General features: G+C 72.2%; 9 protein-coding genes. 4 read left to right on the top strand and 5 right to left on the bottom strand.

Annotated elements, in window-relative coordinates; genetic code table 11:
- Window positions 1–2,196, bottom strand: a complete 2,196-nt coding sequence (locus RNC47_RS09645) for a bifunctional serine/threonine-protein kinase/ABC transporter substrate-binding protein (RefSeq protein ID WP_311597361.1) — start codon at window positions 2,194–2,196, stop codon at window positions 1–3.
- Window positions 2,197–2,461: 265 nt separating this feature from the next.
- Here RNC47_RS09645 and RNC47_RS09640 point away from each other — a divergent pair, with 265 nt between their 5' ends.
- The 3 genes from RNC47_RS09640 (at window position 2,462) to RNC47_RS09625 (ending at window position 4,696) form a co-directional block, all read left to right on the top strand.
- Entirely contained in the window at window positions 2,462–3,769 is a 1,308-nt protein-coding gene (locus RNC47_RS09640; protein ID WP_311597359.1) for a DUF2252 domain-containing protein, read from the top strand.
- An 81-nt stretch (window positions 3,770–3,850) separates the two neighbouring features.
- Window positions 3,851–4,162 (top strand): hypothetical protein, encoded by a 312-nt coding sequence (locus tag RNC47_RS09635; RefSeq protein WP_311597358.1) that lies wholly within the window; start codon window positions 3,851–3,853, stop codon window positions 4,160–4,162.
- Between the two features lie 21 nt (window positions 4,163–4,183).
- Entirely contained in the window at window positions 4,184–4,696 is a 513-nt protein-coding gene (locus tag RNC47_RS09625; RefSeq protein WP_394814743.1) for an alpha-L-fucosidase, read from the top strand.
- A 63-nt stretch (window positions 4,697–4,759) separates the two neighbouring features.
- Here the strand turns inward: RNC47_RS09625 and RNC47_RS09620 are convergent, their stop codons facing one another.
- On the bottom strand, window positions 4,760–7,237 hold the full coding sequence (locus RNC47_RS09620) for a non-reducing end alpha-L-arabinofuranosidase family hydrolase (RefSeq protein ID WP_311597356.1): 2,478 nt from the start codon (window positions 7,235–7,237) through the stop codon (window positions 4,760–4,762).
- A 241-nt stretch (window positions 7,238–7,478) separates the two neighbouring features.
- Complete coding sequence (locus RNC47_RS09615; RefSeq protein WP_311597355.1) at window positions 7,479–8,501, bottom strand: LacI family DNA-binding transcriptional regulator; 1,023 nt, start codon at window positions 8,499–8,501, stop codon at window positions 7,479–7,481.
- Between the two features lie 155 nt (window positions 8,502–8,656).
- Here RNC47_RS09615 and RNC47_RS09610 point away from each other — a divergent pair, with 155 nt between their 5' ends.
- Entirely contained in the window at window positions 8,657–10,312 is a 1,656-nt protein-coding gene (locus tag RNC47_RS09610; RefSeq protein ID WP_311597354.1) for a glycoside hydrolase family 43 protein, read from the top strand.
- A 5-nt stretch (window positions 10,313–10,317) separates the two neighbouring features.
- Here RNC47_RS09610 and RNC47_RS09605 read toward each other — a convergent pair whose 3' ends face one another.
- Together RNC47_RS09605 and RNC47_RS09600 are read right to left on the bottom strand one after the other, a co-directional pair.
- Window positions 10,318–11,322: a HEAT repeat domain-containing protein gene (locus RNC47_RS09605; RefSeq protein ID WP_311597353.1), complete on the bottom strand. Its 1,005-nt coding sequence runs from the start codon at window positions 11,320–11,322 to the stop codon at window positions 10,318–10,320.
- A 3-nt stretch (window positions 11,323–11,325) separates the two neighbouring features.
- Entirely contained in the window at window positions 11,326–11,997 is a 672-nt protein-coding gene (locus RNC47_RS09600) for a HEAT repeat domain-containing protein (protein ID WP_311597351.1), read from the bottom strand.
- Window positions 11,998–12,063 lie beyond the last annotated feature (66 nt).

Raw genomic sequence — 12,063 nt, 5'->3', positions numbered from 1 at the left:
TCAGAAGCCGTACTCCTCGATGCGGCCGAGGGGGGCGAACGCGCCGTCGGTCACCTGGTAGAGGTGGGGCCCGGACCCGCCGTACTCCCCGTCGCGGCCGAAGCGGATCACGCCGGTGACGCCCTCGTGGCTGGCCCGGGACAACGCCTGGAACACCGTGTCCCGGTCGACCGCCTCGGGGTCGAGGCCGGCCACCGCCTCCGTGACCAACCTGGTGACGTCGTAGGCGCGCGCCGCGAAGTAGCCCGGCTGCCGGCCGTACGCCTCGTCGAAGCGGCCGGCGAACTCCGTCGTGGCGTCGTCGGTGAACGGATCGACGACGAAGGAGGCGAGGAACCATCCCTCCGCCGCTTGTCCCGCCCGGTCGAGGAAGCCCTGGTCCAGCACCCGGTTCCCGGTGATCCGGGGCCCGACGAAGTCCGCCGCGTCGAGCGCGGTGGCCAGCGCGCTCGCCTGGTCGACCTCGCCGAGGAACGCCACGGTGTCCGCGTCGGAGTCCGTGATCTCCCGGACGAGGCCGTCGAGGTCGGTCTCGTCGCTCGCGACGGACTTCCGGCTCTCCAGGTAGTGGGTCTGGTCGTTCACCAGGACCGCCTGCACCTCGTTGGCCACCGCCACGCCGTACGAGGTCTCGTTGTCGATCACGGTCGCGCCGAAGACGGCCGGGTGCCGGGCGAGGAACTCGCCGATCGCGGTGCCCGACTGCCGGTCGTCCGGCACCGCGCGCAGCAGGGTGGCGAAGCCCTGCCCGGCGAGCTCGGCCTCGGTGACGGAGTGGACCAGGAAGGCGAGACCGGCCCCGCTGTACCGGGGGCCGGCCGCCAGCACCGTCTCGTACGACGCCGGGCCGACCACCGCGACGACGTCGCCGTCGTCGATCGCGGCCTGGGCCGCCGTCGCGGCGCGCGCCTCCGCGCCCTGGTCGTCGGCCTCGACCACCTCCAAACGGAGACCCGGGTGGTCGCCCGAGGCGTTCGCCTGGTCCACGGCGAGCCGGGCGGCGTCGAGCATCTCCCGGCCGATGTCGGCGTTGCTCCCGCTCAGGTCTCCCTGGACGGCGATCCGCACGGTCCTCTCCCCTGCCGCGCCGTCGCCGCCGGTGTCACCGCCGGTGTCACCGCCGCGGGCGAGCCGCCAGGCGAGCGCGCCGCCGCCGGCGACCACCGCCGTCCCCCCGGCGGCGGTCAGCAGCGCCCGCCGCGAGGGCCCACGGCCCGGCGGCCCGGCGGGCGCCGCGGGGCCGAGCGTGCCGGGTGGCGGCGGGGCCTCGGGGAGACTCGGGGTGGGGGCCGGCGGGGTGGTGGGCAGCGGGGTCTCGGTCCGTTCCCGCACCGCGTGGGACACCGGCGCCGGCAGCCACTCCCCCGCCACCAGAGGGCTCGTGCCGGTGTCCGACGCGAGTGCCGTGAGCAGCTCGGCGACGCTCGGCCGCAGCCGGGGTTCCTTCTCCAGGCAGCGGCCCGCCAACCCCCGAAGTCCCGGCGGTACGTCGCGCAGCCGGGGCGGCTCGAAGGCGGCGCGGAAGTTGACCTCCTCCGCCGTTCCCTCGCCGAACGGGCCCGTGCCGCTCGCCGTGTAGACGAGCACGGCGCCGAGGGAGAAGACGTCGCTGGCCGGGCCCGCCTCGCCGTTCCTCAGCTGCTCGGGCGCGATGAACCCGGGCGTGCCCACGACGGCCCCGGGCATGGTCAGCGCGGTGGCGCCCATCGCCAGCGATATCCCGAAGTCGATGACGCGCGGGCCGTCCCGCGCCAGCAGCACGTTCGACGGCTTCAGGTCGCGGTGGACGAGCCCGGTCGCGTGGATGGCCTCCAGCGCCTCGGCGAGTCCCGCGCCCAGCGCCCGCACCGAGGGCTCGGGCCAGGGCCCGTGCGCGGAGATCGCTTCGTTCAGCGACAACCCCGCGACGTACGCGGTGGCCAGCCACGGTGGCGCGCCCCCGGGGTCGGCGTCCACCACCCCGGCGGTGAAGAAGCTGTTGACGCGCCGGGCCGCCGCCACCTCCCGCGCGAAGCGCCGTCGGAACTCCGCGTCCTCGGCCAGCTCCGAACGCACCACCTTGACGGCCACCGGCCGCCCGCCGGGCGAGCGCGCCAGGAAGACCCGCCCCATGCCGCCCGCGCCCAGCCGGGCCAACACCCGGTAACGCCCCACCCGCCGCGGATCCCCGTCGGCCAGCCCCGCCAACTCCGCCACGCCCCCCAGCTCCCCTCCCGCTCGCGGCCGCGACTCCCGTCGCCAGCCGACCCATTTTGCCGCACGCCCGCCTCCGGCGTGCCGCAAGCAGCGGGAAAGGAAAGCGAGTTGGCTCCGGCTAGCGGGGTGCTCCGCCGCGGCCCGCACCAACGGCCGGTGATCCACGGGTACGGGTTCGGCAAACTCCTTCGGCGCGCGCCCCGTCGCCCGGTCGGCCGCGGGTAGCCTCCGAGGCGAGCACCGGGCACCCAGGAGGCACCTCGCGATGTCATCCCAACGTGGCGAGGAGATACTCGCCGTCCTCGACGCCGCCTTCGGCCAGCTGCTGGCGGCCGACCCGGCCGCGTTCCGGGTGAAGTTCCGCAAGATGGCCGCCTCCGCCTTCGCGTTCTACCGTGGCACGGCCTGCCTCTTCTACCGGGACCTGGCCGAGGACCACGCCGAGGGCCCGTTCCTGGACGAGCGCACCTCGCGGGTGTGGATCCACGGCGACCTGCACGCCGAGAACTTCGGCACCTACATGGACGCCAACGGGCGGCTGGTCTTCAACGTCAACGACTTCGACGAGGCGTACGTCGGCCCGTTCCTGTGGGACCTGAAGCGCTTCGCCGCCTCGGTCGCCCTGCTCGGGCACACCAAGGCGCTCAGCGACGACGTGATCGGCGACCTGGTCCGCGCCTACGCCGCCGCCTACCGGGAACGCGTCGCGGCGCTGGCCGCCGGCGCCACCGCGGCGGAGGTGCCGCCGTTCACGCTCGACACCGCCCGCGGTCCGCTGCTCGGCGCGCTGCGCGACGCCAGGAAGCGGACCCGCTTCGAGTTGCTCGACTCGATGACCGAGATCCGCGACCACGAACGCCGGTTCACGCCGGGCGGCGGCGCGGTCGAACTCGACGCGGAACACCGGGACCGGGTGCTGGCCGCCTTCGAGGGCTACCTGGAGACGCTGCCGTCCTCCCGCCTGTCCCGACCCGACACCTACCGCGTCAAGGACGTCGTCGGCCGCCGCGGGATCGGCATCGGCAGCGCGGGCCTGCCCTCGTACAACATCCTGCTGGAGGGCAACAGCGACGCCCTGGAGAACGACGTGGTGATCTACCTCAAGCAGGCGCAGACCCCCGCGGTCTCCCGGCATGTCACGGACCAGCGGGTGCGTTCCTACTTCCAGCACGAGGGGCACCGCACCGTCATCTCGCAGCGGGCCCTCCAGGCCCACGCCGACCAGTGGCTCGGCTGGACCGTGCTGGACGGCGCGGGGCAGCTGGTGGCCGAGGTGTCGCCGTACGCCGTCGACCTGGACTGGTCCGACATCGACGACCCGACCGAGATCGCCGAGCTGGTCGCCGACCTGGGCCGCGCCACGGCGACGATGCACGCCGCCGCGGACGACTCGAGCGGCCACTCCCTCGTCCCGTTCTCCACCGAGCGGGCGATCCACGAGGCGCTCGCGGCCGACGAGGCCGGCCTGCCGGAACTGCTGGTCGACTTCGCCCACCGCTACGGCGCCCGGGCCAGGGCCGACCACCAGATCTTCGTCGACCTCTTCCGCAACGGCCGCATACCCGGCCTGTAACGCCGGCTCCCGCGCGGCGCGGGGCCGCACGCCGTCGGCCAGGTGGGTGTCCACCACCGGCCGGCACCTCACGGTCACCTCGTGAGCCGGCTCATCACCCCCCGGCCGGCCGCGCTGGGCGGGATGCCGTACGCGCGGCGGAAGGCCTTGTCGAAGGTCTGCGACCTGCTCTACTCCGACGGCGCACCGCCGTTCGGCCCGCAGGGCATGGACGCCGGGCTGCGCGCCGCCGCCCACCTGTACAACGGCAGCGCCGCCGCGCACGGCGGCCGGAACCAGGCCGTCTACCTGCACAAGGACCGCCAGGAACACGTCCGCCGCATCGGCGTTTTGGACGTGGAGCGCAGCCAGCAGGAACGGCTGACGCCCTACCCCTGGCAGACCGACACCTGAGTCGGCGGCTGGTTCTACGACGTGCGCGCCGTCTACAAGACCCCGGCACACGTGATCGAGATCCTCGTCGACGTCGTGGCCAAGAACGGCAACCTGCTCCTCAACATCCCGCAACTCCCGGACGGGACGATCGACGAGGAGTGCCGGCACCTGCTGACCGAACTGGCCGACTGGATGGCGCTGTGCGGCGAGGGCGTCCACGGGACGCGGCCGTTCCGCGACGGCGTCGAGGGCTCCAGCGGCGTCGTCGTCGACGGCTTCACCGAGGAACGCGTCCCCTGGACGCCCGCCGACCACCGACTCACCCGCCGGGGCCGGACCGTCTACGCCTTCCAGCTGGCCTGGCCGAAGGACGGCCGCACCGTCATCCGCAGCACCCGCTCCGAGGACCGCGTCGCCGCCGTGCGGCTGCTGGGCCACGGACCCGTGCCCTTCGACCAGGTCCATCCCGGCGGCGAACTGGTCGTCGACCTTCCGGACCGCGCCCCCTCCCGCTATGTCAACGCCCTCGCCATCGAGTTGGGAGCGCCCTGAGACGATCACGTCGGCGGCCGGCCCGGTGCCCGGCCGGCCGCCGACGACTACCTGCCGGCTGGTTCAGCAGGTGGCGTTGGTCTGGGTCAGCAGGCCCATGCGCCAGGGGAGTTGGCTGTACTCGCCGCCGGCGCTCGGGTTGATGCCCTGGTAGAGGAACTGCAGTCGGCACGGGTTGATGGTCATCGTCTGGTCGTTGCCCGCTCTCAGCAGCTCACCGTGGCTGAAGTCCTGCGTCCAGTTCTGCGTTCCGGACGGGAAGGTCACGTTGTTGGAGCGGGCGAACGGATTGGACTCCGTGCCGTGCAGCGCGGTCCACGGTCCGCTGATGCTGCTGGAGGTGAAGGACCGGTACCAGCGGCGCCCGCCTGCGCCGATGGCCTCCTGGAGCAGCAGGTACTCGTTACTGCTCCCCAGCTTGTAGACCGCGGTGCCCTCGAAGAGGTTGTTGCGGTTGGAGTCCTGGAGGGCGATGACGGTGTTGCCGAACCCGTTGGGGAAGTTCGCCACCGACGTCTGGGCCCGGTAGATGTGGCCGTTGTCGTCGCTGGAGAAGAGGTGGCAGTTGGCGGTGTCGCAGATGACCCAGTAGTCGAGCCAGGCGCCGTTGCCGATGTTCTGCCGGACGATGTCGGGCACGCTGTTCATGAAGTTACGCGGCGTCGACCAGGATCTCGGGTTGCTGGGGTCGCTGCTGGTCGAGTAGGACGGCAGTCCGGTCTGGTAGACCAGGTACCACAGGTTCTGCGGTGCGAAGTAGAACACGTGTGGGGCCGCCCGGTAGCCGGTGCCGACGCCGGAGGCGGTGTCCAGGAAGGTGTGTTGGGCGCCGGCCATCTGTGACCAGTCGGGTGCCGCGAAGTGCACCAGGTTCCAGCCGCCGCTCCGGCTGGCGGTGGTGGCGTAGATCTGCCACTGGTTGTTGTGCCACACCACCGAGTAGTCCTTGATCGAGACGATGTCGTGCGTCGCGTCCGACCTCGGCCCGGCCAGCACTCCACTCGAACTCCACTGCATGGAGGAGGGCAGCGACGAGCCGGGCGGCGTGGTGCCTCCCCCGACGCGCACCAGCTGCCACTGCTGGTTGGCGCCGCCCCAGTCGGCGTACTGGACGACGTTGGCGCCGTCGTTGGTCGCCGCGCCCTGTACCTCGACGGCCTTGCCGCTGTTGCGGTTGATCAGCCGCACGTAGCCGCCGTCCGAGTCGGCCAGCCGGAACTGCTGGTTGGCGGTGTTGTTGTCGGCCCACTGGACGATGCCGCCGCCGTCGGCCGTCGAGAAGTTGTAGACGTCCAGCACCTTGCCCGAGTGCCGTGACCGCAACCGGTAGTAGCCGCCGCCGGAGTCGACGAACTGCCACTGCTGCTGCGCCTGGTCGTTCCTCGACCACTGCGTGATCCGCGCCCCGTCGTTGGTCGCCAGGTTGTACACGTCCAACGCCTTGCCGCTGTTCCGGTTCACCAGCACGTACCAGGCCGCGGTGTCGATCCCGTCGGACGGCGGCGGGGTGGTGCCCTCGTTGAGCGCGTTCAGCACCGCCGTGTAGGCCGGCTTCTTGTTGCCCGAGGCGTCGAAGAGCAGTGGGTTCTGCCCGGTCCGCCACGAGTCGCTGTCCCGGATGCCCCACACGGTGATGCCCGTGCACCGCGCGACGGCCAGGCAGGCGCGGGTGACGGTGGAGTAGACGTTCGCCTGGTTCGAGCCCGAGATGTCGAGTTCGGTGATCTGCACGTCGACGCCCAGGTCGGCGAAGCGCTGGAGGTTCGCCTGGTAGTCGCCGGGCACGGAGTTGGTCAGGTGCGACTGGAAGCCCACGCAGTCGATCGGCACCCCGCGCGCCCTGAAGTCCCGGACCATGTTGTAGATCGCGGTGCTCTTGGCGTTGATCCCGTCGGTGTTGTAGTCGTTGTAGCAGAGCCGCGCGTTCGGGTCGGCGGCGCGGGCCGCGCGGAACGCCGCCTCGATCCAGTCGTTGCCGGTGCGCTGGAGGTTGGAGTCCCGCCGGGCCCCGCTCGTGCCGTCGGCGAACGCCTCGTTGACCACGTCCCAGGAGTGGATCTGGCCCCGGTAGTGGGTGGCGACCTGGGTGACGTGGTTCATCATCGCCGACCGGAGCGTGCTGCCCTCCAGGCCCTGGGCCCAGCCGGGCTGCTGGGAGTGCCACAGGAGGGCGTGGCCGCGCACCGACATGCCCTGCTGCCGGGCGTGGTTGAGGATCCGGTCACCGTTCGTGAAGTTGAACTGCCCCCGGTTGGGCTCGGTGGCGTCCCACTTCATCTCGTTCTCTGCGGTGACGCTGTTGAACTCGCGGTTGAGGATCGTCGTGTAGACGCCGTCGTTCAGCTTGTTGGCGGCGACGGCCGTGCCGAAGTACCGGCCGCGCTCGGCCGCCGAGGTGCCCAGCGTGGTGCCGGCCTCGGCGGTGCCGGCCAGCGCGACGATCGTTCCCGAGGCGACGAGCACGGCGACCAGCAGCATCACCAGCGTTCTGAGCCGGCGTAACGGGGCGAGCCCGGTGCCCGCCCGTATCGGTTGTTCCATCTGACGTCCCTTCAGATGAGGTGGCGAGGAGCGAACCCGGTCCCGCCGGGCGCGCGGACGTCCCGGTCGTCGGCCGGATGTCGGGCGGCCTCACCGGAACGGGATGAAGTGGTGCGTGACGCGATGGTGCGTGGCACGGTGACCTCTGACGTTCGAGATGACGAACGCCAGTCGAGGCATCAGACAGCAGGATGGCAGGCGGCGCCCGGAGGGCGTCAATACCTTCGACGGGATTCGGTGGTCAGTCGCGAAAAGGTGTGGTGCTGTCGCGGATGACGAGTTCGGTGGCGAGTTCGGCGCGGCGCTGGTCGAGGGGGTGGCCCTGGGCGAGGGTGACGACCATGCTGGCGGCGGTGGCGGCCATGTCGGCGAGTGGCTGGCGGACGGTGGTGAGGGGTGGGGTGAGCCACTGGCTGGGGAAGAGGTCGTCGAAGCCGACGACGCTGAGGTCTTCCGGCACCCGTAGCCCGGCCTCGGCCACCGCCCGGTAGACGCCCAGCGCCTGGCCGTCGTTGCCGGTGAAGACGGCGGTGGGCGGCTCGGGCAGGCGCAGCAGGTCGCGGGTGTGCTTGAGCCCGTCCTCGATGTGGAAGTCGCCGACGCGCACCAGCGCCGGGTCCAACGGGATGCCGGCCATGTCCAGGGCGGCCCGGTAGCCATCCAGACGGGCCCGGGCGGCCAGCAGGTGCTCCGGCCCGGCGATCACCGCGATCCGCCGGTGCCCGAGCTCCAGCAGATGCCGGGTCGCCGACAACCCACCGCTCCAGTTGCTCGCCCCCACCGACGGCGCGTGATGCCCCGGCTCCCCGGTCGGATCGACCAGCGCGAACGGTATCCCCCGGGTCCGCAACCGCTCGGCCTGCTCCTGGTCCGGCCCGGAGAACACCGACACCACCCCGGTCGGACGGCGCGCCAACACCCCCTCCACCCAACCACGCTCCGGCGTGTGACTACCCCCCAACTCCGAGACCACCACCGCCAGTCCATGCTCCGCCGCCACCCGCCGCACCCCACGGTAGATCTCCGTCGGATACGGCCCACGCACCTCGTGGAACACCAACTCCAACAACGCCGCCGGACCCGCCGCCTTCTGCCGCCGGTACCCGTGCCGACTGATCAACCCCTCCACCAACGCCCGCGTCCCCGGCGCCACATCCGCCCGCCCGTTGACCACCTTGGACACCGTCGCCACCGAAACCCCCGCCCGCGCCGCGAGCTGCGCGATCGTCAGCGGCCCACCCGAAAGATCATCAACAGCCGACATGCCCGAAGTCTAACGATCAACCCACCAGCGCCGTGCCCCGTCGCGCGCGGCGACGTTCGCGGAGGGTTGACGACGCGCGAGGGTGCTTCTACGGTCCCCTCACCGCCTTAACGATCGGTAGAACTCCCCAAAATCATTCGCCCAGGAGTGATCCCATGTCCGCGTCCGACCAGCCACACCACCCCAGCCGCCGGGGGATACTGACCACCGCCACCGGCCTGGCCGCGGGGGCCGCGCTGCCACTCCTCAACGCGGGGTCGGCACATGCCGCGTTACCGCGTGCGGCGGCCCAGGAGCCGCCGGGTGCCGCCGCGACGTTCACGAACCCGGTGCTCTGGCAGGACTTCGCCGACATCGACGTGATCCGGGTCGGGGACACGTACTACTACTCGGCCTCGACGATGCACTACTCGCCGGGCGCGCCGATCCTGCGCTCCTACGACCTGGTGAACTGGGAGTTCGCCGGCCACTCGGTGCCGCGCCTGGACTTCGGCGCCAAGTACGACCTGAGCGGCGGCCGCGGCTATGTGCGCGGCATCTGGGCCTCGTCCCTGGCCTACCGGCCGAGCAACCGCACGTTCTACTGGCTCGGCCAGATCGACTTCGCCCGCACCTACCTCTACACCGCCACCTCCGTCGAGGGCCCCTGGAACCGGCACGCCGAGCTGCCGCAGGTCTACTACGACGCCGGGCTGCTGATCGACACCGACGACACCATGTACGTGGCCTACGGCAACACCCAGATCAGCGTCGCCCAACTCGCCCCGGACGGCCGCGGCCAGGTCCGCGCCCAGCAGGTGTTCTCCACCCCCTCCAGCATCGGCACCCTGGAAGGCTCCCGCTTCTACAAGATCAACGGCGCCTACTACATCTTCCTGACCCGCCCGGCCAACGGCCAGTACATCCTCAAATCCACCAGCGGCCCCTTCGGCCCCTACACCCTGCGCCAGGTCCTGCTGAACCTGCCCGGACCCATCCCCGGCGGCGGCGTCCCCCACCAGGGCGGACTCGTCCAGACCCAGAACGGCGCCTGGTACTACCTCGCCTTCGTCGACGCCTACCCCGGCGGACGCGTCCCCGCCCTCGCCCCCGTCACCTGGACCTCCGACGGCTGGCCCCAACTCCAACTCGTGGGCGGCGCCTGGGGATCGTCATACCCCGCCCCCGAACTCCCGCCGCCACCCCGCCAGGTCGAACCGCTCACCGGCGTCGACACCTTCGCCGGCACCACCCTGAGGCCCAAGTGGGAGTGGAACCACAACCCCGACACCAGCCGCTACACCGTCAACAACGGCCTGACCCTGCGCACCGCCACCGTCACCGGCGACCTCTACGCGGCCCGCAACACCCTCACCCACCGCGTCCAGGGCCCCACCTCCACCGCCACCATCACCCTCGACCACGCGGCGATGCGCGACGGCGACCGCGCCGGACTCGCCATGCTCCGCGACTCCTCCGCCTGGATCGGCCTCAGACGCGACAACGGCACCACCCGCCTCGTGATGGTCGACGGCCTCACCATGGACGCCAACTGGAACACCACCGGCACCGGCACCGAACGCGCCACCGCACCCCTCACCGGCACCCGCGTCTGGCTGCGCGCCACCGCCGACATCCGCCCCGGCACCGGCCGCCAGGCCCGCTTCTCCTACAGCACCAACGGCACCACCTACACCAGCCTCGGCCCCGCCTTCACCCTCAACAACGCCTGGCAGTTCTTCATGGGCTACCGCTACGCCATCTTCAACCACGCCACCCAGGCCCTCGGCGGCGCCGTCACCGTCACCCGCTTCGAACTCACCACCCCCTGAACGCGCTACCGCCCGTCCCGCAGCCCGAGAACGTAGGTCGCGGTGAGCGCCACGGCACGGTCGTCGTCATGCGCCAGCGCCACGAGGGCCCGGGACGCCGTGGCGCCCGGGATGTCCGCGAGCGCCTGGGTCAGCCGGCGACGCGCCGGCTGATCCGTGCCGCCGTGGGCGAGGCGGTCGACGAGCCCGGCGGCGATCCGGTCCGCCGAAGCGGGATCGCTCGCCAGCGTGCTCAGCGCGTCGGCCGCGTCGGCGTCGTTCCGCTCCTCGACGATCATGTCGAGGAGCGTGGGGATCGCGTCGGCCACTCCCCGTCCCCCCAAGGCCAGCGCCGCGTACCCGCGGACCACGACGTCGGGGCTGGTGAGGGCGTCCCGCAGCAGTGCGGTCGCCGCACCGCCCGGCATCTCGGCGATGGACCGCACGGCACGCTCCCGCACCTCGGCCGCGGGTGAGCCGAGGCCCTCCGCCAGCAGTGCGAGAGCGTCCTCGCCGGACTGTGCCAGCGCCCACCGCAGGGCGCCCGCGACATGGGCGTCCGACTCGCTGAGCACGGCCGCCACCAGGGCTTCCACCGGCACCGGAACCTCCTCGGCCGCGGACAGGGCCGCGCGCTGCCGCGTGCCGGCGCTCCCCGACCCGAGCCCCTGGAGGAGCGCGACGATCTGGAGGACGTCCTCCCAGCCGGCCGGCTGCGCGGCGCCGATCCGACGGAGGCGGGTGAGCAGTTCGGTCTCCGCCGCGATGCGGTCCCGCGTCCGGCGGACGAGGTCGTCGACGAGCTCGGCGGGCGCGAAGTCGGGGTCGTCGAGCGCGCGCCCGACGTCGCGCAGCGAAAGGCCCAGCGCCCGCAGGCTCTCGACGTGGAAGATCCGGCGGATGTTCTCGTCGGAGTACTCCCGGTAGCCGGAGTCGGTGCGGCCCGTCGGCCGCACCAGGCCGAGCGCCTCGTAGTGCCTGAGCATGCGGGCGCTGACCCCGGACCGTCGCGCGACCTCACCGATCAACACCGTCTACCGCTCCTCCTGGCCGCCTCCGCCGAGGGCCACGACGCGCTTCGCCTCCTCGACCGCGAAATCGAACCCGGCGTCCGGGTCGCGCCACAGCCGTTCCGTGGCGATCGCGTGCTCGCGCACCCGGGGGTCGGGGTCCGTCGTCGCGGCGCGCAACACCGGCCACATCGCGTCCCCGAGCGCGATCAGCGCCCGGCTGAGGCTCAACCGCGTCCCGCGTCCGCCGCGCCCGAGCTGTGTCGCCAACCCTACGGCCAGCTGGGGCTCCTCCCCTTCGGGCACGAGCACGACCGCCGCCCGCCAGGCGCTCCTGGCCACCTCGTCGTCGGCGTCGGCCAGCGACGCCGGGGTGATCGCCGGCCACGCCCGCCGATCCCCGATCTTGGACAGCGTGTGCAACGCCTGGCTCCGGGCCTGGGCGCGCTCCGAGCGGACCTCGTCCATCAGCGCCGGGACCGTCGTCGACGCCTCGTGGCGGGTGAGGGCCCAGGTCAGCATCTCGCGCACGGGGAACTCCGGCTCGACCGCGCATCGCTCGACGAGCCTGCCGACGAACCCCGGATCCGGGTCCGTGCCGGCCGCCAGCGCCGCCCGCAGCCGGACCGACGGGTTGCCGTGCTCCAGCCCCTGGAGAACCCGCGCCGCGCTCGTGTCCGCTTCCGTCCTGGTCATCGGGACCACCTCCTCGACGGCAGTCAAGACCTTCGCAACGTGTCAAGGTCAAGCGGAGCCCGCCGG

The sequence above is a fragment of the Streptomyces millisiae genome (assembly GCF_031845425.1).
Lineage (GTDB): Bacteria > Actinomycetota > Actinomycetes > Streptomycetales > Streptomycetaceae > Streptomyces > Streptomyces millisiae.
Note: the sequence above shows the minus strand (reverse complement) of the source record. Positions and strands in the feature narration are given on the sequence as shown.

What these genes read in the sequence shown, in the direction of transcription:
- RNC47_RS09640 (WP_311597359.1), top strand. Translation starts at nt 2,462, where the DNA reads ATGTCATCCCAACGTGGCGAGGAGATACTCGCCGTCCTCGACGCCGCC.
- RNC47_RS09620 (WP_311597356.1), bottom strand. Translation starts at nt 7,237, where the DNA reads ATGGAACAACCGATACGGGCGGGCACCGGGCTCGCCCCGTTACGCCGG.
- RNC47_RS09615 (WP_311597355.1), bottom strand. Translation starts at nt 8,501, where the DNA reads ATGTCGGCTGTTGATGATCTTTCGGGTGGGCCGCTGACGATCGCGCAG.
- RNC47_RS09610 (WP_311597354.1), top strand. Translation starts at nt 8,657, where the DNA reads ATGTCCGCGTCCGACCAGCCACACCACCCCAGCCGCCGGGGGATACTG.
- RNC47_RS09600 (WP_311597351.1), bottom strand. Translation starts at nt 11,997, where the DNA reads ATGACCAGGACGGAAGCGGACACGAGCGCGGCGCGGGTTCTCCAGGGG.